Origin of the sequence: Catellatospora sp. KI3, from assembly GCF_029948125.1 — a bacterium.
In the GTDB taxonomy this organism is placed as follows: Bacteria; Actinomycetota; Actinomycetes; order Mycobacteriales; family Micromonosporaceae; genus Catellatospora.
This window is the reverse complement of the sequence record NZ_JASAMB010000005.1, coordinates 22,346-45,944: the sequence shown is the minus strand read 5'-3', so window position 1 is coordinate 45,944 and position 23,599 is coordinate 22,346. Positions and strand designations below refer to the sequence as shown.

The 23,599-nt window shown below is 71.1% G+C and carries 19 protein-coding genes; 7 read left to right on the top strand and 12 right to left on the bottom strand.

Going from position 1 to position 23,599, the window contains the following annotated elements:
* Positions 1-187 precede the first annotated feature (187 nt).
* A complete protein-coding gene (locus QEZ54_RS10515; RefSeq protein WP_281304346.1) occupies positions 188-1,021 on the bottom strand; it encodes a PHP domain-containing protein in 834 nt (277 codons plus the stop codon).
* A 47-nt stretch (positions 1,022-1,068) separates the two neighbouring features.
* On the opposite strand from QEZ54_RS10515, the gene QEZ54_RS10510 reads away from it, so the two are divergent.
* A complete protein-coding gene (locus QEZ54_RS10510) occupies positions 1,069-2,985 on the top strand; it encodes a Xaa-Pro dipeptidyl-peptidase (RefSeq protein WP_281304345.1) in 1,917 nt (638 codons plus the stop codon).
* 61 nt (positions 2,986-3,046) lie between these two features.
* On the opposite strand, the gene QEZ54_RS10505 is transcribed toward QEZ54_RS10510, so the two are convergent.
* A complete protein-coding gene (locus QEZ54_RS10505; RefSeq protein ID WP_281304344.1) occupies positions 3,047-3,391 on the bottom strand; it encodes a hypothetical protein in 345 nt (114 codons plus the stop codon).
* A gap of 155 nt (positions 3,392-3,546) precedes the next feature.
* Here QEZ54_RS10505 and QEZ54_RS10500 point away from each other — a divergent pair, with 155 nt between their 5' ends.
* Both QEZ54_RS10500 and QEZ54_RS10495 read left to right on the top strand, forming a co-directional pair.
* Positions 3,547-4,128, top strand: coding sequence for a hypothetical protein (locus QEZ54_RS10500; RefSeq protein WP_281304343.1), 582 nt, complete (start codon positions 3,547-3,549; stop codon positions 4,126-4,128).
* Between the two features lie 37 nt (positions 4,129-4,165).
* Positions 4,166-4,912 carry an arginase family protein gene (locus QEZ54_RS10495; protein ID WP_281304342.1) on the top strand — a complete coding sequence of 249 codons (747 nt, stop codon included), beginning with the start codon at positions 4,166-4,168 and terminating at the stop codon, positions 4,910-4,912.
* On the opposite strand, the gene QEZ54_RS10490 is transcribed toward QEZ54_RS10495, so the two are convergent.
* The 3 genes from QEZ54_RS10490 to QEZ54_RS10480 form a co-directional block, all read right to left on the bottom strand.
* On the bottom strand, positions 4,909-5,436 hold the full coding sequence (locus QEZ54_RS10490) for a GNAT family N-acetyltransferase (RefSeq protein ID WP_281304341.1): 528 nt from the start codon (positions 5,434-5,436) through the stop codon (positions 4,909-4,911). The two genes, QEZ54_RS10495 and QEZ54_RS10490, sit on opposite strands and share 4 nt — an antisense overlap.
* Before the next feature lie 11 nt (positions 5,437-5,447).
* Positions 5,448-5,990 (bottom strand): XRE family transcriptional regulator, encoded by a 543-nt coding sequence (locus tag QEZ54_RS10485; RefSeq protein ID WP_281304588.1) that lies wholly within the window; start codon positions 5,988-5,990, stop codon positions 5,448-5,450.
* A 477-nt stretch (positions 5,991-6,467) separates the two neighbouring features.
* A complete protein-coding gene (locus QEZ54_RS10480; RefSeq protein WP_281304340.1) occupies positions 6,468-8,942 on the bottom strand; it encodes a beta-L-arabinofuranosidase domain-containing protein in 2,475 nt (824 codons plus the stop codon).
* Positions 8,943-9,147: 205 nt separating this feature from the next.
* Here QEZ54_RS10480 and QEZ54_RS10475 point away from each other — a divergent pair, with 205 nt between their 5' ends.
* Positions 9,148-9,786 carry a hypothetical protein gene (locus tag QEZ54_RS10475; protein WP_281304339.1) on the top strand — a complete coding sequence of 213 codons (639 nt, stop codon included), beginning with the start codon at positions 9,148-9,150 and terminating at the stop codon, positions 9,784-9,786.
* A 290-nt stretch (positions 9,787-10,076) separates the two neighbouring features.
* The gene (locus QEZ54_RS10470) at positions 10,077-10,577 is read left to right on the top strand and encodes a hypothetical protein (RefSeq protein ID WP_281304338.1); all 501 of its coding nucleotides are present in this window, start codon (positions 10,077-10,079) and stop codon (positions 10,575-10,577) included.
* A gap of 136 nt (positions 10,578-10,713) precedes the next feature.
* On the opposite strand, the gene QEZ54_RS10465 is transcribed toward QEZ54_RS10470, so the two are convergent.
* Positions 10,714-11,739 carry a LacI family DNA-binding transcriptional regulator gene (locus QEZ54_RS10465; protein ID WP_281304337.1) on the bottom strand — a complete coding sequence of 342 codons (1,026 nt, stop codon included), beginning with the start codon at positions 11,737-11,739 and terminating at the stop codon, positions 10,714-10,716.
* Between the two features lie 615 nt (positions 11,740-12,354).
* On the opposite strand from QEZ54_RS10465, the gene QEZ54_RS10460 reads away from it, so the two are divergent.
* Positions 12,355-13,023: a hypothetical protein gene (locus QEZ54_RS10460; RefSeq protein ID WP_281304336.1), complete on the top strand. Its 669-nt coding sequence runs from the start codon at positions 12,355-12,357 to the stop codon at positions 13,021-13,023.
* A 63-nt stretch (positions 13,024-13,086) separates the two neighbouring features.
* Here QEZ54_RS10460 and QEZ54_RS10455 read toward each other — a convergent pair whose 3' ends face one another.
* The 5 genes from QEZ54_RS10455 to QEZ54_RS10435 form a co-directional block, all read right to left on the bottom strand.
* Complete coding sequence (locus tag QEZ54_RS10455; RefSeq protein WP_281304335.1) at positions 13,087-16,389, bottom strand: discoidin domain-containing protein; 3,303 nt, start codon at positions 16,387-16,389, stop codon at positions 13,087-13,089.
* A 130-nt stretch (positions 16,390-16,519) separates the two neighbouring features.
* Positions 16,520-17,329: a carbohydrate ABC transporter permease gene (locus QEZ54_RS10450; RefSeq protein WP_281304334.1), complete on the bottom strand. Its 810-nt coding sequence runs from the start codon at positions 17,327-17,329 to the stop codon at positions 16,520-16,522.
* A gap of 12 nt (positions 17,330-17,341) precedes the next feature.
* Positions 17,342-18,235 (bottom strand): sugar ABC transporter permease, encoded by an 894-nt coding sequence (locus tag QEZ54_RS10445; protein WP_281304333.1) that lies wholly within the window; start codon positions 18,233-18,235, stop codon positions 17,342-17,344.
* A gap of 63 nt (positions 18,236-18,298) precedes the next feature.
* Positions 18,299-19,588 (bottom strand): sugar ABC transporter substrate-binding protein, encoded by a 1,290-nt coding sequence (locus QEZ54_RS10440; RefSeq protein ID WP_281304332.1) that lies wholly within the window; start codon positions 19,586-19,588, stop codon positions 18,299-18,301.
* Positions 19,589-19,661: 73 nt separating this feature from the next.
* Positions 19,662-21,563, bottom strand: a complete 1,902-nt coding sequence (locus QEZ54_RS10435; protein ID WP_281304331.1) for a beta-L-arabinofuranosidase domain-containing protein — start codon at positions 21,561-21,563, stop codon at positions 19,662-19,664.
* A 184-nt stretch (positions 21,564-21,747) separates the two neighbouring features.
* On the opposite strand from QEZ54_RS10435, the gene QEZ54_RS10430 reads away from it, so the two are divergent.
* The gene (locus QEZ54_RS10430; protein WP_281304330.1) at positions 21,748-22,773 is read left to right on the top strand and encodes a LacI family DNA-binding transcriptional regulator; all 1,026 of its coding nucleotides are present in this window, start codon (positions 21,748-21,750) and stop codon (positions 22,771-22,773) included.
* Between the two features lie 317 nt (positions 22,774-23,090).
* On the opposite strand, the gene QEZ54_RS10425 is transcribed toward QEZ54_RS10430, so the two are convergent.
* Entirely contained in the window at positions 23,091-23,543 is a 453-nt protein-coding gene (locus QEZ54_RS10425; protein WP_281304329.1) for an ankyrin repeat domain-containing protein, read from the bottom strand.
* Positions 23,544-23,599 lie beyond the last annotated feature (56 nt).

The window sequence follows — 23,599 nt, the reverse complement described above, 5'->3', positions numbered from 1 at the left end:
GCACAACCTGGGCAAGCCTCCCCACCTGCCCGGTAACGCGTTCGGGCACCGCCGGAGGCATACCCGCGATCTTGTACGTGGCACATACCCGCAGGTAGAACGCACTTTGGCCGCGAACTCGATCAGGGACGACACGTATTCGCAGGTCACAGCCCCGGGATCGGTTCCGGGGCCGCCCCGGGCCAGGTCAGTCCCGCACCCAGTGGTCGGCCGGGGTCCGGCCGGGGCGGAAGCCGGACGCGCGCGCCCAGGCCATCGCCTCCGGGAAGCCCCGGCCCAGGTCAGCGGGGTCGTGTGCGTCACTGCCGAAGCTCACGGCGGTGCCGCCGTGCTCGCGCCACCAGCGCAGCACCGGCGCCGAGGGCCACGGTCCGGCGGTGTTCACCTCCAGCACCCGGCCCCCGGCCGCCAGCGGCTCCAGGACCGCCGCGTACTCGTCGCGCAGGGCGTGCGGGTCGAACGGCGGCCGGTCGGCGGGCCAGAACAGCACCGGCAGGTCGAGGTGGGCCAGCACCTCGAAGACGTCGCATCGTGTCACCATCAGCGCGGTCTCGGCCAGGTGGCGGCGTACCACGTCGAGCGGGTCGCTGTCCATGAGCAGCGGGGAGTACACCAGGTCGCCGCCCACGGGCAGGCAGTGCACCGACCCGACGATCCGGTCGAAGCCGCCCTGGCGCAGCACCCGCGCGGTGTCGTCGGGGAACAGGTGCGGCTCGCCCAGCTCCACCCCGGTGAGGATGCGCAGGTCGGGGTAGCGCTCGCGGCACCACCGCACCTCGTCCAGGTAGCCCGCGACGTCGAGCAGCCCGGTCGCGGCGTGGCCGCCGATCACGCGGCGGCGGCCGTCCGGCGCGGTCGTCCACGGCGTGAAGTCGGCGTGGTCGGAGAAGACCACGGCGGGCAGGCCCAGCTCCCGGGCCCGCGCGCAGGACCGCCGCATCGACCCGGTCGGGGCGTCCCAGGACCATTCGGTGTGTACGTGGCCGTCGGCCGGGACCGGTTCCGCACCTGTGCTCTCCATCGAGATCATCCTATTTACATCGACGCTTCGCCATGCCACGATGCGCCATGTCACTCAGAAGCCGCCTGACGGCCGGGCTGGCGCTGGCGATCGCCGCCGCCACCCTGGCCGCCCCGCCCGCCTCCGCCGCCGCCCCCACCGCCGCGGCCGCCCTGCTCAGCGACCCGGTGTACGACTACAGCAACGCCATCCGGGAAGCCGTCTACATCGACACCCCGCTGGACAACGACGGCGACGGCGTGCTCGACAAGGTCGTCGCCGACATCATCCGCCCCCGCGAGGCGGCCGCCGCCGGGATCCGGATCCCCGTCATCATGGACGCCTCGCCGTACTACCAGTGCTGCGGCCGCGGCAACGAGTCGGAGAAGAAGGTCTACGGCACCGACGGCCTGGTCACCAAGTTCCCGCTGTACTACGACAACTACTTCGTGCCGCGCGGCTACGCGTTCATCGCCGCCGACCTGCCGGGCACCAGCAAGTCCAAGGGCTGCGAGGACGTCGGCGGCGCCGAGGAGGTCGCGGGCGCCAAGGCGGTCATCGACTGGCTCAACGGCCGCGCCACCGGGCGTACCGCCGCGGGTGCCGTGGTCACCGCGGGCTGGAGCACCGGCAAGGTGGGCATGATCGGCAAGTCGTGGGACGGCACCATCGCCAACGGCGTGGCCGCCACCGGCGTCGACGGCCTGGCCACCATCGTGCCCATCTCGGCCATCTCCAGCTGGTACGACTACAACCGGGCCAACGGCCTGGTCAACCCGAAGGTCAGCTCGGTGCCGAGCCTGCACTCGCTGGTCAACTCGCGCCCGTCGGGCACCTGCACCAGCGTCGCCAACGCGCTGAGCAGCGGCGCCGACGCGACCACGGGCAACTACAACTCGTTCTGGGCCGCCCGCAACTTCGTCACCAACGCGAGCCGGGTCCGCGCCAGCGTCTTCGTCGTACACGGGCAGAACGACCTGAACGTGCAGGGCGTGCACTTCGGGCAGTGGTGGAGCGCGCTGGCGGCCAACAACGTGCCGCGCAAGATCTGGCTGTCGCAGGAGGGGCACGTCGACCCGTTCGACTCGCGCCGCTCGGTCTGGGTCGACACCCTGCACCGCTGGTTCGACTACTGGCTGCTGGGCATCGACAACGGCATCATGAGCGAGCCGCAGGCCGACGTCGAGCGCGCGGCCGACGTGTGGCAGACCAGCGCCCAGTGGCCGCCGGCGGGCACCTCGACGGTGAACTACGTGCTCCAGGGCACCGCGAACCCGGCGACGCTGGCCACCGGCACCGGTTCCGGTTCGCTGTCGCTGACCGACTCGGCGTCGCTGACCGAGGCCAACGCGGTCAGCTCCCCCACCACCGCCCGCACCGGCCGCAAGGTGTTCCAGACCGCGGTGCTCGCCTCGGACCTGCGCATCTCCGGTACGCCGACGATCACCCTGCGGGTGAAGTCCAGCAAGGCCACCACGACCCTGTCGGCGCGCCTGGTCGACTACGGCACCGCCACCCGGGTCAACTACCGCAGCTCCGGCGAGGGCATCAGCACGCTGACCACGCAGACCTGCTGGGGATCGTCGTCGAGCACGGACGACGCCTGCTACAAGGACACCGCCAAGACGGTGGCCTCGGCCAGCTACCAGGTGCTGGCGCGCGGCTGGATGGACGGGGCGCACCGCGACTCGCTGACCAGCCCCACCAACATGTCCACCAGCACCTACTACACCATCACCTGGAAGCTGCGCCCGCTCGACCAGGTCATCCCGGCCGGGCACCGGCTCGGGCTGGTGCTGACGCTCAGCGACGCGGAGTTCGTCTCCTCGCACTCCACCGGCGCCACGGTCACCGTCGACCAGACCGCGTGCGTGCTGCAGCTCCCGATCGCCCCGGTCGGCGCCCTGACCGGCTTCAGCGCCTCCACCCCGGCCACCGTGTACGCCCCGGAGTCCTACCCGGCCGCCGGCACCCGTTTCCAGTGACCTGACCGCGGCGCCGCCCCCGGCCCGGTGCGCCGGCCGGGGACGGCGCCGTCTCGCGGGCTCAGGAGACGGTGAGCGCGGCGAAGGCGCGGCCGATCGCCAGCACCAGCAAAACCACGCCGGCGAGCACGCCGACGACGAACCAGCCCCGGCCGTCGCCGCGCACGTGCTCCCGCAGCTGGTCGGTGGAGGTCGGGGCGGGCAGCGGCAGCCACGGCGGCGGCTTGGCGTCACGCCGGGTGATCTCCTCGCGTACGGCCCGGTTGGCGCGTTCCCAGGTGTCGCGGCGGAACTCGTAGTCCTCCGCCGAGTAGTCGGTCGGGAACCGCTGGCGGATTCGGATCAGCCGGACGTACAGGGTCTCATCGCTGACCTCCTTGAGGTCGCGCAGCATGGGATCGGTCATCGCGTACCTTTCCGGGGGAAGGGAAGAGGTCCGAAATGAACGGTATCAGGCGAAATTTCGGGTGACTGTGCCCTGAACGAGTGACTGACCTGGCCCGTACCGGGCACCCCCGGCCGGGTCACCCGCCGGCAACGTCCACATGGCAGGCTCACCGCATGCTGTTCCGGCGCGCCGACTTCCCCCTCGTCCGCAGCGACGACCTGGCCGACGAACCCGGGTTCTGGCCCCACTACCTGGGCTGGGCCCACGACGAGCGGCAGCTCATGTCCATGCTGGAGGTGGACGGCGCCGACTCCGACGCGATGTGGGAACGGCTGCGCGACCCCGAGCAGTGGCCGGTGCTGCGGGTCGCCCTGGCCGAGGGCGGCCACTACGCCGTGTACTGGCGCAACATCCCCGGTGACCTCGGCGTGGACATCGAGCGGCTCAGCGCGGGCCGGGCGCTCACCCGCGTCGCCGACCTCGCCGACGGCCGCCCGGTCGGACTGCTGGAGTGGGACGACCTGCTGGAGATCGCCGCCACCGCGCCGCGCCGGTCCGGGGTGCTCCACCCGCTGCGCCGCCTCCTGCTGCTCCTGCCGCTGCTCGGCGCCGCACCCGAGGACGCCCACCTGGTCGTACGCAAGACGTTCCTGCCCCGCCACCGCGCCGACCGGCTGCTGCTCGACGCCGCCGTGGCGATCATGCAGAACTGGTCGCACTGGGAGTTCACCGAGGATGAGCACGCTGAGAACTGACGGGCGTCCCGACCACCGGGCCGATTAGGATCATGAAATGACGATCATCGCGATCCCGTACCACCAGGACGAACAGCTCGACCCCGCCGACCTGCCGATCGCCGCGGACACCACCGTGGAGGCCCGGTTCGCCCCCGGTGCCGACCGCTGGCAGCGCCTGGTCCAGGTGCACGACACGGTCGCGGCGGCCGTGGCGGGCAGCCCGGTGCCGCCGACCGTCGTGTCCGGAGACTGCCTGGTCGCGATCGGCGTGACCGCCGGACTGCAGCGGGCCGGGCTCGACCCGGGCGTGGTCTGGTTCGACGCCCACGGCGACGTGCACACCATGGCCTCGTCCACCTCCGGCTACCTCGGCGGGATGGCGCTGCGCTGGCTCGTCGGCGGCGACCCCGAGCTGGTCACCGGCCCGCTGGGGCTGCGGCCGCTGGCCGAGGACCGGGCCGTGCTCGTCGACGCCCGCGACCTGGACCCGGCCGAGCACGACTACCTGCGTACCGCCGCCGTCACCCACCGCCAGGTCGCCGGCCTCGACGCCGCCGACCTGCCCACCGGCCCGCTGCTGCTGCACGTCGACGTGGACGTCATCGACAGCGCCGAAGTGCCGGGCCTGCGCTTTCCCGTGCCCGGCGGCCCCGACGGCGGCACCGTCCTGGCCGCCCTGCGCCGCGTGCTGGCCACCGGCCGGGTCGCCGCGCTGCACCTCGCCTGCCCGTGGCGGCCCACGACCGACGCCGACCGCGCGGCCCGCACCGAGCTGCTGGCCAGGCTCACGTCTCTCGGCTAGCCGGCCAGCCGCTTGAAGAAGAAGGTGCAGGCGCGCAGGGTGCCGCCGGGGTCGGCCGCATAGTCGGGCACCACGCCGTACGCCGTCCAGCCCGCGGCGCGGTAGAGGTGCTCGGCGTCGCTGCCGGTCTCGGTGTCCAGCAGCAGCAGGTCGATGCCGCGCGCCCGCGCCTCCTGCTCGACCGCCGCCATCAGCCGCCTGGCCAGCCCCCGGCCCCGGGCCTGCCGGTGCACCATCAGCTTGACCAGTTCGGCCCGGTGGCGGCCGTTGTCCTTGCGCCCCGGCACCAGGCTGACCGTGCCGACGACCCGGTCACCGTCGTACGCGGCCCAGACCAGGTGCCCGCCCTCGGCGACCGCGGCGGCCAGCGACCGCCACCATTCGACCGCCACCGGCGCCGGGTACGGGGCGAGGAAGCCGAGCGAGGCGCCGCCGTCGACGGCGTCGGCCAGCAGCTCGGCCAGCCCGGTCAGGTCCGCCTCGAACGTGGCCGCCGACAGCCGGCTGATCGTGATCGTGTGCACGGGAGGCTCCCTCAGGGCGCGACGAAGAGGATGACATAGCGGGCGGGACGGTCGCCGAGGTTGCGGAACCGGGAGCCGCCCCACAGCCGGAACCGCAGGCAGTCGCCCGTGGCCAGCTCGTGCGCCTGCCCGTTGACGGTGATCTCGACCGCGCCGTCGAGGACCCAGACGTGCTGCTCCAGCCCGCTGACCGGCGGTGCGTCGTACGGGATGTCGGCGCCGGGCCGCAGCGTGCCCTCGATGACCTCGCCGCGCAGCCCCGCATGCGGCGGGGACACCGACCGCCGCACGAACCCCGACTCGTCGTCGTGCCACACCGGCTGGTCGGCCGCCCGCACCACCGGCGACGGCTCCGCCTCGACCTCGGCGAGCAGCCGCGACATCGTCCGCCCGTACGCGGTACACAGCTTGCCGAGCAGCGACGCGGTCGGACTGATCTCCGCCCGCTCCAGCCGCGACAGCGTCGACCGGCTCACCCCGGTCCTGCGCGCCAGCTGATCGAGCGACCACCCGCGCTCCGCCCGCAGCTCCGACAACCGCGCCGCCAGCTGCACTTCCAACAAATCCGCTGCCCCGTCAACCATTCCCACAACAGAGACACTATCCCACATCTGAAACACCCCCACCCCCCTCCCCACCTCCGCCCCGTTGATCATGAACTTATGGACGTGTTCGACGGCGTGTCACCACCCTGGCGCCGTGATCGACTCTCGGCCGGGCCGGCTCGAGCCGCCGCTGGGCGCAGGAAGTGGCCGCAGACGGCGATCACAGGTCGATGATCGCGGTCCGCGGTCGAACCCTGCGGCTCAGCGGCATGTCGCGACCGCAGACAACGATCTACAGCGCAGGGCCGGAGGCGGCGGGCGGGAGGCGGGAGGCGGGCCAGGAGGCGAGCGGGCCGGGAGGCGGCGGGCCCAAGGGCGGGCCAGGAGACGGACAGGCTGGAAGGCGGCGGGCTGGGGCAGGCGGGCGGGCTGGGGGCGCGGGGTGGCCGGGAGTGAGGCGGCCACCCCGCGCGGTTCAGGGACGGGTCACTGGCCGGTGGAGTACAGGTTGGCGACCTCGCCGGCCGTCAGCGCCCGGCTGTACAGCCGGAACGAGTCCACCGCCCCGTCCAGGTACGGGTCGCTGTACTGCGAGCGCCCGATCCAGTTCTGCGTGGTGCTGCCCAGCGACCCCGGCGTCAGTGTCATCGCCGAGTTGCGGGCCACCTCGGCACCGTTGACGTAGAGGATGCCCACGCCGCCCCCGATGGTGACCGCGACGTGCGTCCACACCCCCGTGGGCAGTGCCGACGGGGCGTTGATGCGCTGCTCCCCACCGGAACCCGACGTGGTGATCGCGAACCGGGCCGTGCCGGAGCTGCTGCTGGGCACCAGGAACATATTGGCGGTGGTGCCGGTGCCGAAGTCGAACAGCCGCGCCCAGTTCGTGACCGCGTCCAGCCGGACCCAGGTCGCGGCGGTGAAGGCGCTCGCCCCGGCGAGGATGCCCGCGGGCAGCGAGACGTACTGCGAGGAGCCGCTGAGGTTGACCGCGTTGCCGGTGCGCCCGGCGACCCAGGTCGCTCCCCCGGCCACCGTGGCGGTCTTGCCGTTGCCGGTGGCGTCGGCGGCGCTGGTACCGGCGGTCTCGTCGAACTTGTAGTGCGCCACGAACTGCGGCAGCGGCGTGGTCGTGGTGACGTTCCAGTACACGGTGTAGCGCTGGCCGTGCATCTTGTAGAACGGGAAGAGGGTGACCGCGCCGGTGGAGGCGGTCGCGGTGAACTGCAGCGGCGTGGAGGTCGCGGCCAGCGACGACGCGGTCAGCGTGGGCAGGGCGGTCAGGTTGGTGGTGCCGTACGCCCCGGCCAGCACGATCGGGCCGTACTTGACCGCCTGGGTGGTGCTGCTGTCGGGGGTGGACTCGCGGGTCAGCGTCATCGGCAGGCTGATGTCGACGACGTCGCCCGAGGCCCAGACCCGGTTGATCGACGTGTACGACCCGGGCGTGACCCCGCTCTGCGTGGTCCCGTTGACCTTGACCGTCGCGCCGGCGGCCCACGCCGGCACCCGCACCTTCAGGGTGAACGTGCCCGCACCGGTGATGGTCAGCTTGCTCGACGGCGCCTCCGGGAACGTGGTGTCCTGCCGCACCGTGATCCCCTTGGCGGCCCAGTTGAGCTGCGAGGCGATGAACAGGTTCACGTAGAGGCTGTCGCCGGAGTTGAAGTAGATGCTGTCGACGTACTTCGTGTTGGTCTCCATCCCGGTGCCGTGGCAGCAGGTGAAGTTGTCGTAGTCGTTGCTGTAGGTCTTGATGCCGCCGGCCCGCAGCGGGATGTAGTAGCTGTGGAACCCGTGCGAGGAGTTCGGGTTCTGCGCCCCGAGCAGCTGGTTGTACAGCGCCTTCTCGTAGTAGTCCATGTAGTCGGCGCGGTTGGGGTTGGTGAAGAACAGCTGCCGGGACAGCTTGAGCATGTTGTACACGTTGCAGCACTCGGCGGTGCTGTCCGACAGCTCCGAGGCGATCCGGTCGGGGGCCTTGAAGTACTCGCCGTTGGAGTTGCCGCCGATCGCGTACGTGTGGTGCCCGACCACGATGTCCCAGAAGTTGCGGGCGATGTCGAGGTACCGCGTGGTGCCGGTGGCGTGGTACTCCCGGATCGCGCCGATCGCCTTCGGGATCTGCGTGTTGGCGTGGTAGTTGTTCAGCGCGTCGGTGTTGGCCGCCAGCGGGTCGAACACCTCCGCGTGGTCGAACTGCTGCGCCGCCGCCAGGTGGGCCGCGTTGCCGGTGAGCTGGTACAGGTTGGCCAGCACCTCGTTCATGCCGCCGAACTCGGTGTCCATCATGTTCTGGCGCTGGGTGAGGGTGAGCCGGTCGTTGCGGAACTTCACCCACGACGCCATCGCGGTGAGCACCGTCAGCGCCTGGGCGTTGCCGGTGAGCAGGTGCATGTCCAGCAGCCCGGCCATGATCTTGTGGAGCGTGTAGTACGGCGCCCACACCGACTGGCGCGCCTCCACCCGGTCGATGAAGCTCTCCGGGAACGCCGACAGGTAGCCGGTGTTGAAGCCGACCGTGGTGGCGCGGGCCTGGCAGGTCGCCAGCTGGGCCACCAGGTAGTCGCCCTTGGTCTTGTAGCTGGTGGTGCCGGTGTTGGCGTACGCCTGGGCCAGCGCCGTCAGCACGTGGCCCATCGAGTGCCCGCGCAGTTCGGTGGTGGGCGACTCCCAGCCGCCGCAGGCGGCGGCCGAGGAGCTGAGGCCGTAGTTCAGCCGGAACGTGTGCAGCAGCCGGTCGGCGTCCAGGAAGCCGAGGTAGCTCTGGGTGCGCCCGGCGTTGCTCAGGAACGGCCCGGCCAGCAGCGTGACCGCCGACAGCGGGAACGGGTACACCGAGACACCGATGTCGGTGCGCGCGGCGTACGCCGCCTGCCCGGCGGACAGGCCGCCGACGGCCGACGCGGCGGCGCCGACGGCGCCGGCCCGCAGCACGGCACGGCGGGAGATTGCGGACATGTTCTCACCCTTCTCGGGGATGGGTGCGGCGAGAGCGGAGTCCGTAATCGCTGATGGTTGTCTATGAAATCCTTTTCGGCAACACTATCGAAACAAGCACTCACGGTAATGTCATGACTTCTCTGCGTAATGACAGGCGTGGTACGCAACACGGGCAAAGCGGACTACGTTGTCGGTCGTCCCGGCGGCTGGCATCTTTGCCGCCATGCAGGCAGAGCAGCTGACAGGGTTCGCGTGGACCTTCGACGTGGTGCACCCGGATCCGGAGCGGCGCCAGACCGCGCTGGAGACCGAGCGGATGTACCAGGCGGAGTGGTCCCGGCTGAGCTCGCAGGCCCGTGTCGTACACCAGCGCGTGGCCGAGCACGACCAGCTGTCGGCGGCCATGCGCGACGCGTACGACCTCATGTTCGCCGCCCCGATCTGGCACTACATGACCAGTGACGCGACCCCGGCGGAGCTGGCGCCGTTCGCCCGGCACGCGGTGCTCTACCTGCGCTGGGAGACCGAGTTCCCGGACGAGTGGGCCGAGCACGCCAAGAGCTGGACCGCCAAGCGACTGATCCTGCGCGCGCTGGCGGCGCACGGTCCCACCCCGCAGACCCACGGCGACCTGCTGGCCCTGGTCGACGCGGCCGTACGGCGCGAGCACCGCTGCGAGGACCTCGGCTACGTCAAGGTCGCCCGTACGCTGCACGAGCCGTCGGTGCGCTGGCTCATCGAGGCCGCGCTCGGCCACCCCGACCCGCTGACCGGCCTGCGCGCCGGATACCTCGCCTGGGCCCTGGACCACCCCGCCGCCCCGGTCACCCCCGCCTCCTGGCGCGCCTGGCTGCGCTCGTGACGACGCCGCCGGAGGTCCACCTCGGTCCTTGAACGGCGATCTTTGCGGTGATGATCGCCAATCGGGGTCGGATCGGGTGCCCGGCGCGCAGGTTTCGACCGCGATCCGCGATCGTCGAGGAGTGATCGCTCCGGCTGGCTATTTCTCACGGACGGGGCCCGGCGGGTGGCGACGATCCGTGATCGCCGCTTTCCCTGTGGGCGACGTGTCGGTTGCCGGAGAATGCGGGGTGACATGGCCGCGGCGGCTCCGACCGGGCGGGCGGCCTTCGGCTGGCGGAGGAGGTCGTCATGGCCGTGGAGAACACCCTGACAGAGGCAGAGCTCCTGCTGGTACGCGATACCGGAGTGGACCAGTTGGCGCGGCTGGACGAGGACGAGCTGCTGGACCTGCACGCGCGGGTGCGGCGGGCCCGCAACAAGTACACCGGCCTCTACCGGCGGCAGGGCGCCGCGAAGGTGGCCACGGTCGGCGGCCGGGGCAAGGCGGGCGAGAAGAACACCCGCAACCGCGACAAGGCCGAGGTGTTCGAGGACGCGCTGGCCCGGGTGAGCCGCCGCCTGGCGGTGGTGGCGCGCGAGAGCGCCCAGGCGCTCAAGGCCGAGCGGCTGGAGACCGCCCGTGCCGCCCGCAACACCGCACCGCCTTCGGCCGCCCGCAAACCCGCCGCGACCCCGCGCAAGTCTCAGCGGTCGCAGCCCGCACCCGCCTCCGCACCCTCGGCGCGCAAGCGGCACGCCGCCACCCGCGCGGTGGGCGCCCGGCGCCAGGCGGCCCGCGACACCCGCTGAGCGGTCCGACCGGCCGCTCAGTCCAGCTCGGCCTGGGCCGCCGCGTGTGCTCGACGGCGGGCCGACTGGGCCTTCCAACGCGCGTCTGCGGGTCGTAGGCGATCTCCTCCCGCCGGAGCAGGTGGGCGCCGGGGACTCAGCGACGAGGCGGGGCCGCGCTGCTCGCTCGTACGACCAGGGTCGGCGCGACCCGCGGGTGGCCGGCCGCGACCGGCTCGTCGGCGTCGAGCAGCGCCAGCAGCGCCGCCATGCAGCGGCGGCCGACCTCGTCGAAGTCCTGGCGGACCGTGGTCAGCGGCGGGGAGAGGTACTCGGCCTCGGGGATGTCGTCGAAGCCGACGACGCTGACGTCCTCCGGCACCCGGATGCCGTGCTCGTGCAGGGCGCGGAGCAGACCCAGCGCCTGCTGGTCGTTGGCGCAGAAGACCGCGGTGACGTCGGGGCGCGCGGCGAGCTGCCGGCCCGCCTCGTACCCCGAGCGCGGGCTCCAGTCGCCGGTGATCACCGGCGGCACCCGCCGGTCGGCGGCCTCGAGGGTCTGGCGCCAGCCGTCGACGCGGTCGCGGGCCTCGACCCAGTCCCGGGGGCCGGACAGGTGCCAGACCGTCTCGTGTCCCAGGTCGAGCAGGTGCTGGACGGCCAGCCGGGCGCCGGCGACCTGGTCCACCGAGACGGTGGGCAGCTCGCCCGCGGCGTCGGCCTCGACCACGATCGCGGGCACGCCCGTGGGCAGGCTGTTCACGGCGGCGGCCGCCGTCATCAGGGGCGCGATGAGCACGACGCCGGCCACGGACTGGTCGGTGAGCGCGTCCACCGCCGCGGCGACCCCGGCCCGGTCGAGCTGCTCCAGGGTCACGATGCTGATGCCGTATCCGGCCTGCCGGGCCGCCCGTTCGACGCCGAGCAGGGTCGCGGCGGGGCCGTACAGGATGGTGTCGAAGCTGACCACGCCGATGACGCGCGAGCGCCGCCCGGCCAGGCCGCGCGCCAGCGCGTTGGGCCGGTAGTTGAGCTGGGCGACGGCGCGCAGCACGCGCTCGCGGGTCTCCTCGCGCACACTCGGGTGGTTGTTGAGCACCCGGGACACCGTCTGGTGCGACACGCCCGCCAGGCGGGCCACGTCGATCATGACCGCGGCGCGTGCGGTCGGCTGCTGGCTCATCCGCCCTCCTCGCCGCCATCCTAGATCCGCCCGCCACCCGGCCGGAAACCGCGGGCGAGGCGGTGTGCGCCCGATTCCGGCGACCGCCGCTGCATGATCGCCGTCTGCGGTCCGAACCCGCAACCCTCGCGACATGATCGGCATCCGAGGTCGCGAAGCGCCCCGACGACTCCTTCCTCACCGCGCATCGCGATCTTCCCCGCCGGCACGCGTTCGTCCCGGCTCGCCTCCTCCCGCCCGGCGAAGACCATGGCGCCATCACTGCGAATCGCTTTCCGGCGCTGTTTCCGATGACCGGAGAGCCGATCGAGATGCCTACGTGAACATCTTTCGACATCTGTCCGAGTGGCATTCGTCATGCGATTCCGTATCGTTCCGCAGCGACATGCTGATGATCGGCTCAGTTAGTCGCGACGGGTTGACGGCGCTTCCTAGCATGAGTGAGCCCAATCGACTGAGCAGGGCGTCGTCCGTGCAGGCAGAACCGGTGATCGATCGGTCACCGGATCGGCGGAATCGACGAGTACCGCCACGGGGGAACGGAAACAAGGATCAGGAACGTCAGCCGAACAAAGAGAAGGGCTCAGCGTGTCCCTCGACGGTGTCACCGTACCCGTGATTCTCATTGCCGCCGGAGCCGTCTTTCTGGCCGCCGCACTGGGAATCAAATTTCTGATCGAATCCAAGGCACGACAGATCACGGCCGCCATCCTCGGCGTCGCGCTGATCGCCGCGGGCGTCTACCTCTTCGTGATGCCCCGGCAGGAGGTTCCCGGCGAGGACAAGAAGCAGGCAGGCTCCACCTCCAGCGCATCTGCCGGCCCGAGCCCCAGCCCGAGCCCCAGCCCGGCCCCGAGCCCTCAGCAGTCGGTCGGACCCGACTGCGGCATGGTGGAGATCCACGTCGACCGGCTCGTGGCCGCCGGACCGGCGCTGCGGGTCGGGGCGACCATCGCGCTGACCGGGCCGGACCCCGCTCAGGGCGACGGCCGGGTGATGTGGGTCTTCGCCGAGGAGGGCAACGGCGACTGGTACGCCTGGCTGGCCAAGATCGATCGCAACAAGGGCGGCTTCTGGGTCGGCGGGATTCCGCTGGGCCGCGCGGACCACCCGGAGGACGCCAACGTCGGGGTGCGCACCGTGCACGTGATGCTGATGGACGCCGCCAGGAGCAAGGCTCTCGCCGACGACCTCGGCAAGGACTACCGCGCGTTGAAGGCCGCGCCCGCCGGTGCCACCGACCTGTACACGGTGCCGGTCGAGCGGGTCTGCACACCCAGGTGACACACCGGCGGGGCCGGGGCGCTCACGGACTCACCGAGCGCCCCGGCCCCGCCGGTCAGCGGATCAGGCGAACGCCTTCACCTCCAGCAGCCCCACGGAACTGGTGCCGTTGCTGGTCAGCGCCGTCCGCAGCCGGGTCGTGCTGACCCCGGTGAAGGTGATCGTGTTGTACGCGTTCTTCGTCAGCGTGTACGCGCTCGCGCCGGGCACGTCGACGTACGCGGTGCCGTTCCAGTACTGCAGTTTCCACGAGGCCGGCATGTCGATCCCGCCCTCGTCGTCGAAGAAGTACACCTCGGCCTTGGTCAGCGACTGCGCCGAGGACCACTGCAGCTCCGCCCACTGGGCGCCGCTGTTGGGCCAGGTGCCCCAGCGGTTGCCCGCGTTGGTGGCGCCCCAGTTCGAGCTGGTCGGCTCGTCCCCGTTGTTGATCGCCGCGCAGGCTTCCCAGGCGGACGTGTACGAGCAGCTCGGCGTCGCCGTGAGGGCGAGGTTGGTGGAGACCGGCGGCTGTACGCCCCCGCGGTTGAATATCTTGATCTCGGTGAGGCCGGTCTTGGCGCCCGAGGCGTTGGTGGCCAGCACCCGCACCCGCTGGGCGGTGACCGCCGGGAACGTGACCAGGTTGTAGTTGCCCTTCGGCGTGCTGGGCGTCTTGGCCTGGCCGGCCACGCTCACCCACGCGCTGCCGTTGTAGTACTGGACGTCGTACGACGACGGCGCCCGGTAGGTGGCCGACGCCGGACGGCTGTCCTTGAAGTAGAGCCGCACCTCGTTGAACGTCTTGGCGGTGCCCATGTTCAGCTCCAGCCAGTCCTGGCTGTTGGCCGAGCCGCCCGCGCCCCAGAACGGTTCGTTGGTGGGGAACCCGTCGACCGCGCTGCCGGTGCTGGTGCCCGACCCGGTGTAGGAGGCGGTGACGGTCGCGCCGGTGGCGAGGTTGGTCAGGGCCGGCAGGGTGGTGTCGATACCGGCCTTGGCCAGCGCGTCCACGACCCGGGCGTCGGACTGCACGACCTGGTTCGGGGCCTGCACGCCGGACACCGCGGTGTTGTACGTGACCGTGCCGCTGGTGGTGACCGCGCCGGTCGCCGGGTCCCAGGTGAAGGGCGTCAGCGAGCTGACGGTCGCCGCGCGGCTGCCGTTGATGTAGATCGAGTAGCCCTCGGGCACCCCGGCGTAGCGGACCACGCCGTCGGACGGGTCGTCCCAGATGATGCTGAGGTCGGTGTTGCGGTAGCGGATGTTGTTGACGGCGAAGTGCGACCAGCCGATGTTGATCGGGCTGAGCTCGACCTTCGCGTCACTGCGCGGGCGCAGGCCCGCGACGTCCTCGATCAGGGTCCAGTTGCTGCTGCCGAGGATGTTGTGGTGGATCCAGGAGCGGTACGTGATCGACGACCCGTTCCAGTTGGCCCAGAACTCGTTGGCGTCGGGCCAGGAGGTGTTGCCGTTGACGTACTGCGCCCAGACGTTCCAGTACAGCAGCTTCTTGTACCAGTCGGTGGTGATCCACGAGTTGGGGTAGTTGCGCAGCACCGAGCCGATGAGCCGGAACTGCACCGTGGAGTTGATGGTCGAGAAGTTGTTGCTGCCGGTGCCCGACGCCGCCTTGTCGGCCTGGTTGGCCGTGTAGAACGGGAAGATCGGGTACTGCGCCGGGTCGTCGAACAGCCGCAGCGCCTGCTTGTACGTGGTGGTGTTCGGGATCGCGTTGACCGCGAACGGGTAGTAGATGTTGATCTCTTTCCAGGGGTTGAACGCCCCGTCGGAGGCCATCCGGTTCTGGAAGAGCTGGGTGCTGGGGTTCCACAGCACGTTGACCAGCGCGGCCTGGATCTGGTCGGCCAGGGTGTTCATCTCGTTGGCCTTGGCCGTGTTGCCGATCGCGGCGTAGGCCTGGGCCGCGGCGCGGGCGCCGCTGTACTGGTAGGCGGCCTCGCCCCGGTCCATGTTGCCCGCGCGCCAGTGGAAGGACACCGCGTCGGCGTCGTTTCCGGTCAGCGCGCCCCAGTCGTACTCCAGCAGCTTGTTGTTGTTGGTGTCGTAGAAGGACAGCTGGCCCTTGACGTCACCCTCGGCGTACTTGGCCAGGTTGGCCGCGATCGCGGGCTGGCCGCCGTGGATCTGGTAGCTCTTCCACGCCGCCTCGGCGATGTACTGGGTGTAGCTGTTGGACCAGTTCTCCGGGTCGCCCGGGTTGTCGACGAACCGGCCGCCCTTGGAGGTCTGCCCGACGCTGAGCCAGTCGCCGTACGCGTACAGCGGCGTGCGCAGGTACTTCAGGTCGTCGATGTGCATCGGCTGGGTCAGCGCGATCGCGTTGTTGTAGCCGAGCGCGCCCTCGACCGAGGTCGGGAACTGGAACGTCTGCCCCGGGATGTTGGCGTCGAGGTTGTTGAACCTCATCAGCCACCAGCGGTAGTAGTAGTTCTTGTTGATCGCCGGCTCGGGCGAGTTGAAGTACGGCACGTTCTGCGCCCACCACAGGTTGTAGGCCCGCACGTGGGTCGCGAACGCGGTCGCGTTGGAGTAGCCCGCGTACGCCGTGTACTCCGTCGACGACTCCGGGATCTCGGCGGTGGTGAAGCCCATGACCACCTTCGCCGTCGCCGTGGCGCCGGCGGCGATGGTGATCGACCGGTTCAGCCCGCCGCTGGTGGCGGCGAAGCCGTCACCGGTGAGCTTCGTGGTGATCGAGGTCAGGCTGTTCTTCGTGCCCGCCGTGCCGGTCAGCTCGCTGCCGCTGCCGCTGGTCGCGTACGGCGACACCGCGCGCAGCGTGATCGTGGTCGACGCCGTGCCGCTGTTGGTGATCGACAGGTTCGTCACCGCGACGTTGTTGTTGGTGATGAACTTCTGCTGCGTGATCGAGACCGAGCCGCTGGTGTGCACGCTCTTGTAGTAGCTCGGCCCCTGCCAGCGCTGCGAGGTCTGCTCGGTGAACGTACCCGGGCTGGCGGTGATCGTGTAGGCGTTGTTGTCGCTGATGCTCTCCCAGTACGCGACGCGGCCGGCGAAGCCGAGCGTGCCCGGGGTGTGCACCTTCATGAACAGGGCACGGCCGCGGGTCATCAGGATGCCCCCGTCGGCGTCGGACGGGTCGCTGCCGCCGGACCGGCCGAGCATCCGGTCCAGCCAGAAGTCGGTGCCGGAGCTCTCGGCGTTGTAGACGGCCTGCATCATGTTGCCGGTCGAGTAGCCGACCGGCGCCGCCGGGACGGCCGGCCCGCTGAACGTGGGATAGCCGATGGTCTGGGCCGCCATGGCCGGGGACTGTGCCTGGACGGCACCGACTCCGGCGGCGAGCACGGCGCAGAGCCCGACTGCCAGCGATCTGCGCCGGGTGCGCGAGATGGTTGGCATGTGGTTCACCTCCACTAGTGGGGGACGGGGGTGAGGAACAGGGCTGCGGTGAGAGGTCTGTGGGCCCGGCCGTGCCCGCGCGGGTAGGCGGTCGCAGGCACGGCCGGGAGCTGGTACGGCTACGAAGCGGTCATCCCTTCAGCGCACCGGAGGTGAACCCGCGGACGTAGCTGCGCTGCATGAACGCGAACAGCAGCAGGCACGGCACCGCCATGAACACCACGCCCGCCTCCAGGGCGGCGTAGTCGATGGAGCCGTGACTGGCCGTGCGCATGTTCACCACCGCGAGCGTGGTGGTGAACTTGTCGGTCGAGTTGAGCAGGATCAGCGGGGCGAAGAACTCGCTCCACGAGGTCAGGAACGCGAACAGTCCGACGGTGACCAGCCCCGGCTTGACCGCCGGGAGCATGATCCGCAGCAGCGCGGTGAAGGTGGTGCAGCCGTCGACCTGGGCCGACTCCTCCAGTTCGCGCGGCACCGCCTCGAACGAGTTGCGCATCATGAAGATCGAGAACGGCAGCTGGAACATGATCAGCACCAGGCTCAGCCCGACCAGGCTGTCCTGCAGGCCGATCCAGCCCAGCAGCACGTAGAGCGCGATCAGGATGGTCGCGTAGGGCACCATCAGGATCGCCAGGGTGAGCAGGAACAGCGCGTCGCGGCCGGGGAACTGGAACCGGCCGAAGGCGTACCCGCCGAGGGTGGAGACCAGCAGGGTGCCGCCGACGGTCAGCGCGCTGACCGTGACGCTGTTGACGATGTGCTCCAGGCGGATGCCGTTGTCCGAGGTGAACAACCGGTCGTAGTTCTCCAGCCCGAAGCCGCTCGGGGTGCGCAGCGAGGCCCAGCCGCTCCAGAGCAGCGGCGACAGGAACAGGATCGCCAGCGCGATGCCGGTGACGTAGAAGCCCCACCGGCTCACGGCGTTCGACGAGTTCATGCAGGGCCTTCCTTACCCGCGCCGGCGCAGGACGCCGAGCTGGACGACGTTGAACACGATCAGCACGGCCAGCAGGGCCACCGAGATCGCCGAGGCGGAGCCGAGGTCGAGGCGGATGAACGCCTCGCGGTAGATCAGCATCACCAGCGAGGTGGTGCTGTTGTCCGGGCCGCCCCGGGTGAGGATCCAGAACTGGTCGAAGGCCAGCAGCGAGCCGGTCACCATCATGGTCAGCACCAGCGCGATGGTGGGCCGCATCAGCGGGATGGTCACCCGGCGGAAGGTCTGCCAGCGGGTGGCGCCGTCGATGCGGGCGGCCTCGTACACCTCGAGCGGGATGGCCTGCAGCCCGGTGAGGATGATCAGCATGTTGAACCCGGCGAAGCGCCACAGCACCAGGGCGACGGTCGAGCTCAGCGCCGAGGTCGAGCTGCCGCTGGTCCACGAGACGTAGCCCTCGATGATGCCCAGCTTGCGCAGCAGGTCGCTGACCGGGCCGATCTCGTCCGAGAGCAGGCCCAGGAACAGCAGCGAGGCGCTGGCGAAGCCGACCGCCATCGGCAGCAGGAACGACGTGCGCAGGAAGCCCACGCCTGGCCGCCGGTGCTGCACCAGCAGCGCCAGTCCGAACGCGACCACGAACAGCAGCACCGTCATCACGACCGTGTAGCGCAGCGTGAACCACACTGCCGAGCCGACCAGGTCGTTGTCGGCGATGCGGGTGTAGTTGTCGGGGGCGTTCATGGTGGGCGCGCCCAGCAGCGGCCACTTGTGCAGCGACATCCAGCCCACCAGCAGCAGTGGGGCGAGGAAGAACACCGCGACCATGACCGCGGTCGGGGCGGCGTACGCGGCGCCGGTCAGCGCCCGCGCCCGGCTGCGACTGCGGCTTGCCTTCGGGGACATCGACTCTCCGGATCGGGGGGTGGTGGCCCGGCCGCCGGGGGCGGCGGCCGGGCCGGGGTGGGATCAGCCCTGCTGGAGGGACTTGGTGATGGCGGTGTTGCCCTCGGCCAGCGCCTTGGCGGCGTCACCGAACAGGGCGCCGCGGACCGTCTGCAGCCAGGGGCTCTGCGGGTCGTTGAACGAGGCGTTGAAGTTCTTCGCGTACGGCGTGACGCCCTTGGCGACCAGGCTGTTGATGGTCACGATGCGGGGGTCGGCCGAGGAGTACTTGTTCGAGGCGAGGTCCGTGCGGACCGGCACGCCCTTGTTCTTGGCGATGACCTCGACCTGGGCCTCCTCGGACATGGTCCACTTGAGGAAGTCCCACGCCTGGGCCGCCTTGGTGCTGGTGGCGCCGATGCCGATCGAGTCACCGCCGATGAAGGTGGAGTCGCCGCCGTCCGGGCCGCTGATCGGGGCGACGCCCATCTTCACGCCCTTCTCCTCGATGAGGCCGAGCCACACCGACGGGCCGGGGGCGATGCCGATCTTGCCACTCTGCAGCGCGCCGAGCCAGGTCGGACCGGCCTCGTCCTTGGAGGCCGGCGCGGCCACGCCCTCTTCGTAGAGCGCGCGGTAGACGGCGAAGACGTCGGCCATCTCCTTGGAGTCGATCTTGGCGTTCTTGCCGTCGGTGTCGAGCACGTTGCCGCCCGCGCCCCAGACCGAGGGCCAGAAGGTGAACTCGACGCAGCCGCCGCAGTTGCCGCCGAAGTAGGTGCCGTGCACGTCGCCGCCGAGCTTGTTGATGGCACGGGCGTGCTCGGCGAACTCCTTCAGCGACTTGGGGCCCTTCTCGGGGTCCAGGCCGGCCTTGGCGTACAGGTCCTTGTTGTAGAGCAGCACCGACATGTCGACGGTGTGCGGGACGGCGTAGTTCTTGCCCTCCCAGGTGCCGGCCCGCACGTGCCCGGGCGACACCTTGTCCTTGAGCCCGCTGGCGGCGAACTTGTCGGTGATGTCGGCCCACAGGCCCTGCGAGGCGTACTGCGGGGCGAATACCACGTCGGAGCCGAACAGGTCCGGCAGCGCCTTGGCGCCCGCGGCCGAGGCCAGCTTCGCCGGGTACTCCTCGTTCGGGTACGAGGTGACGGTCACCTTGTTCTTGTGGGTGGCGTTGTAGGCCTCCGCGTACGCCTTGGACACCGACTCGGTCGCCGCCCGGGTCCACAGCGTGAGCTGGGCGCCGTCGTCGACCCCGTCGGTGCCCGACGCGCCCGGCGCCGCCGGGTCGTCGGCGCCGCAGGCCGTCATCGACGCCAGCAGCAGCGCGGCCGCACCGAGGGCGAGGCCACGCAGCTTCCTAACTCTCATGATCACTCCTAATGGGTCATTTGAGCGGATTTCAGATGGTGCAGTGGTGCGTCAGGTGGTGCGTTCGGGGGGATCAGGCTTCCGGCAGCCAGATCCGCATGGTGGACGGCCCGGAGCGGGCCCAGCGGTGGTACGGCACCAGCGGCACCGCCAGCGGATCGCGCCGCCCCACCGGCCCCGCGTCGGCGTACGGCCACGGCTGCTCGGGCAGGTTCTCGGTGTGCCCGCGCACCGTCACGGCGGCACCGCCGGCCGGGGCGGTGTCGGTGTCGACCCGGATCGAGTCCAGGTCCAGCTCGCCGCGCGGCGACTCGGCGCACAGCACCAGCGGGCCCTGCTCGACGGCGACGCAGCCGCGCACCGCGTCGATGCGCGGGTCGGGGCGGGTGAACCGGGGCCGCATCGGCAGCTCCAGCACGATCACGTCCCCGGCGGCGAAGTCACCGGTCAGCAGCACCCGGTCGCCCGCGACCGGCCGCGGCTGCCCGTTCACGGTCACGCCCGCCCCGGCCGCCCAGGCGGGCAGCCGCAGAGCCAGGGTCCACGCGCCGCCGGGCGCGGCCAGCACGTCCAGCCGCACCGCGCCGGCGTCCGGGTAGCTCGTGGCCATCCGCAGCGCGACCCGCCGCCCGTCGCCGAGCACCGTGTCGATCTCGGCGTCGGCGAACTGGTGCACCCGCAGCGTGTCGCCCTCGACACTGGCCACGTACGTGGACAGGCTGGCCAGCATCCGGCCGATGTTGGCCAGGCAGCAGGACACCTCGAACCACGGCGCCCGCGGCCCGCCGCCGAACCCGAGCTGCTCGACGTCGGTCGGCAGGATCCGGGTGGGCGTGCGCTGGTGCAGCGTGTGCGCGTAGAAGAAGGAGCGGCCGTCGTCGCCGATCGCGGTGGCGACCACGTTGAACATGATCCGTTCGATCACGTCGGCGTACCGTTCGCGCCCGGTGGCCAGCATCAGCCGCCAGGCGACCATGATCGCCGCGATCCCCGCGCAGGTCTCCGAGTAGGCCCGGTCGGCCGGCAGCACGAAGTCGTCGCTGAACGCCTCGTCCAGGTGCCGCGAGCCCATCCCGCCGGTCAGGTACGTGCGCCGGGCCAGGGTCCGGTCGAACTGCGCCGCCACCGTCTCCAGCAGCTCGTCGTCGCCGGTCTCCACCGCCACGTCGATCGCGCCGGCCGCCAGGTAGAGCGCCCGCACGGCGTGCCCGCGCAGCACCTGCGCCTCGCGCACCGGGATGTCGTCGCTGAAGTACGACCAGCCGAACTCGTGCGGCGGCAGGCTGCGCTGCCCGCGCCGGTCCACGAACAGGGCCGCCTGGTCCAGGTAGCGGCGCTCGCCGGTCACCCGGTACAGCTCCACCAGCGCGGGCTCGATCTCCGGGTGCCCGCAGACCGCGTCGCGCCCGTTCGGACCGAACTCCTCGCACACGTGGTCGGCCACCCGGCGCGCCACGTCCAGCAGTGCCTCTCCCCCGCCCGTACGGGCCCGCGCCACGGCCGCCTGCAGCAGGTGCCCGGCGCAGTAGAGCTCGTGCCCCCAGGCCAGGTCCTCGTAGCGGGCCCGCTGCCCCGGCCCGCCGAACGCGGTGTGCAGGTAGCCGTCGGGCGCCTGCGCCCCGGCGATCATCGCGGTCAGCTCGTCGAGCTGCGTGCCGAGCGCGGCGTCGGCCGTCCGGCCGGCCTCCCACGACATCGCCTCGACCAGCTTGTAGACCTCCGAGTCGGAGAACTCCCGGCCGCGACGCTCCCGGCTGCCCTGGCCCGCTTCAGCGGTGAAGTTGCCGGTCCAGCCGAGCTTGTCGAGCCACTCCCGGTGGTGCTCCAGGGTGTGGCGGCCGTTCACCTGCTGACGCTGCGCCCAGAAGCCCCCCGTGATGCGAACCTCTCCCAGGCCCAGCGGTCGCAGGACTCCCCGCGACGGCACCACGGGCCGACCTCCGGTGAGGTCGGCGGTCCGCGCCGTCACCGTCATCTCCGCCTCCAACAACTTCCGTGACCGCGGTCACTTGAACGTTGGAGCCACTGTGGATGCCGAAAACCTTTTCGGCAAGATGCAATCTGCGTTACATCTCGATAACGTGAATCGACGCTAGCCAAGTCTGCTGCGCACCGCTACTCTTCGACACACTGTCGAAAAACGATCGAAAGGCTTTCAGTTGGGCAGGCGGCGATCCCAGTCGGTCACCCTCACCGATGTGGCCAGACTGGCCGGCGTATCGGTGGCCACGGCGTCCAAGGCGCTCAACGCGCGCGCTGAGGTCGCCGCCGACACCAGGCTGCGCGTGCTGCAGGCCGCCAACCAGCTGTCGTTCCAGCCCAACGTGCTCGCCCGCGGCCTCATCTCCGGGCGCACCCGCACCATCGGGCTGCTCACCGACGAACTCGGCGGCCGCTTCTCCATCCCGATCCTGCTCGGCGCCGAGAACGCGCTGGGCAACGAGCAGATGTCGGTGCTGCTGTGCGACGCCCGCGGCGACGCGATCCGGCGCCAGCACTACATCCGCACCCTGCTCGCCCGCCAGGTCGACGGGTTCATCATCCTCGGCGACAGCAACGACCTGCGCCCCTCGCTCAGCCGCGACATCCCGGTGCCCGTCGTGTACGTCTACGGCCAGTCCACCGACCCCGGCGACCTGTCCGTGCTCGCCGACGACGAGGGCGGCGCCCGGCTGGCCGGGGAGCACCTGGTGTCGCTGCGGCGGCGCAACATCGCCCACATCACCGGCCCGCAGAGCTACCGGGCCGCCCGCGACCGGGTCACCGGACTCAAGGCGGTGCTGGCCGAGTCCGGCCTGACCCTGGTCGGCGGCGAGCCGCAGTACGGCGAATGGTCGCAGCGGTGGGGGCGGCACGCGGCCCGTACCCTCATCAACGCCCATCCCGAGGTGGACGCCATCTTCTGCGGCAACGACCAGATCGCGGCCGGGGTGGCGCAGGCGCTGCTCGACCACGGCTGCCGCATCCCCGACGACGTGGCCGTCGTGGGCTACGACAACTGGGAGGAGATGGCCGCCGACTGCCGCCCGCCGCTGACCACGGTCGACCTGAACCTGGAGCAGCTCGGCGCCACCGCGGTGATGCACCTGTTCGCGGCCCTGGACGGGACCGCCTCCTCCGGCGTCATCCGCCAGCCCTGCCGCCTGGTCGTCCGCGAATCCACCGGCCCCGCCCAGCAACCCTGACCCACGCCCCGCGCCCCGCCCCGCGGGGGCGCGCGGGGGCGCGCGCCGTCGTTCGGGTGCAGTTTCGGGGAAAGTGCACGAATCCCGGCCAAGATTCCTGCACTTTCCCCGAAACTGCACCCGCGCAATACGGGGTTGCGGAGTTCCGGCACGCGCTGCGGCTGCTGGCGGGCAGCGGGCGGGCGCTGGAGGTCAACAAGTGACGCGCATGTGCCGGCGGTGCTAGCGCGCGGGTTCGCCGGGGCGGTGGCGATGGTGGAAGCGTACGGCTTCTGGCCGGGAAGGCATCCGCAGGACTTCTGGACCCGCCCCGGGCGCTAACCGGCCTCGGGCGCTCGCGGCACCGGCTGCCGGGTGGGCCGGGCTCCGGCCGCGGTGAGCAGCTCGGCCGTCGCGGGCTGGTCGTACTGCAGCGCGTAGTCCAGCGGTGCCCAGCCGGTGCCCTGGTCCTCGCGCAGGTTCGGGTCGGCCCCGTGGGCCAGCAGCAGCCGTACCACGTCGTCGTGGCCCCAGATCGAAGCGGCGCACAGCGGGGTGCCCTCCTGGCCGCGCCCGCTCTCGGCGTCGGGCGCCGCACCGGCGGCCAGCAGCACCCGCGCGGCCTCGGTCGAGCCGTGCACGCAGGCCTGGTACAGCGGGGTGGTGCCCGCCCGGTCGGGTGCGCCGGGTTCGGCACCGGCGCGCAGCAGGGCCCGCACGGCCGCGGCGTCCTCCCGGAACACGGCCTCAATCAGCCGCCTGGTGAGCTTCTTGCGCCGCCGGATGTTCACGGCGTCCAGGTTAGAGGGTCGCGTGAGCGCGGGACGGGCCTTTCCTTACCTCCGGG

Excerpts from the sequence above, each read along its gene's own strand:
- QEZ54_RS10465 (WP_281304337.1), bottom strand. The coding sequence starts at position 11,739 with ATGAGCCAGCAGCCGACCGCACGCGCCGCGGTCATGATCGACGTGGCC.
- QEZ54_RS10500 (WP_281304343.1), top strand. The coding sequence starts at position 3,547 with ATGCTGTTCCGGCGCGCCGACTTCCCCCTCGTCCGCAGCGACGACCTG.
- QEZ54_RS10450 (WP_281304334.1), bottom strand. The coding sequence starts at position 17,329 with ATGAACTCGTCGAACGCCGTGAGCCGGTGGGGCTTCTACGTCACCGGC.
- QEZ54_RS10470 (WP_281304338.1), top strand. The coding sequence starts at position 10,077 with ATGGCCGTGGAGAACACCCTGACAGAGGCAGAGCTCCTGCTGGTACGC.
- QEZ54_RS10445 (WP_281304333.1), bottom strand. The coding sequence starts at position 18,235 with ATGTCCCCGAAGGCAAGCCGCAGTCGCAGCCGGGCGCGGGCGCTGACC.
- QEZ54_RS10440 (WP_281304332.1), bottom strand. The coding sequence starts at position 19,588 with ATGAGAGTTAGGAAGCTGCGTGGCCTCGCCCTCGGTGCGGCCGCGCTG.
- QEZ54_RS10455 (WP_281304335.1), bottom strand. The coding sequence starts at position 16,389 with ATGCCAACCATCTCGCGCACCCGGCGCAGATCGCTGGCAGTCGGGCTC.
- QEZ54_RS10505 (WP_281304344.1), bottom strand. The coding sequence starts at position 3,391 with ATGACCGATCCCATGCTGCGCGACCTCAAGGAGGTCAGCGATGAGACC.
- QEZ54_RS10515 (WP_281304346.1), bottom strand. The coding sequence starts at position 1,021 with ATGGAGAGCACAGGTGCGGAACCGGTCCCGGCCGACGGCCACGTACAC.
- QEZ54_RS10435 (WP_281304331.1), bottom strand. The coding sequence starts at position 21,563 with ATGACGGTGACGGCGCGGACCGCCGACCTCACCGGAGGTCGGCCCGTG.
- QEZ54_RS10480 (WP_281304340.1), bottom strand. The coding sequence starts at position 8,942 with ATGTCCGCAATCTCCCGCCGTGCCGTGCTGCGGGCCGGCGCCGTCGGC.
- QEZ54_RS10510 (WP_281304345.1), top strand. The coding sequence starts at position 1,069 with ATGTCACTCAGAAGCCGCCTGACGGCCGGGCTGGCGCTGGCGATCGCC.
- QEZ54_RS10475 (WP_281304339.1), top strand. The coding sequence starts at position 9,148 with ATGCAGGCAGAGCAGCTGACAGGGTTCGCGTGGACCTTCGACGTGGTG.
- QEZ54_RS10495 (WP_281304342.1), top strand. The coding sequence starts at position 4,166 with ATGACGATCATCGCGATCCCGTACCACCAGGACGAACAGCTCGACCCC.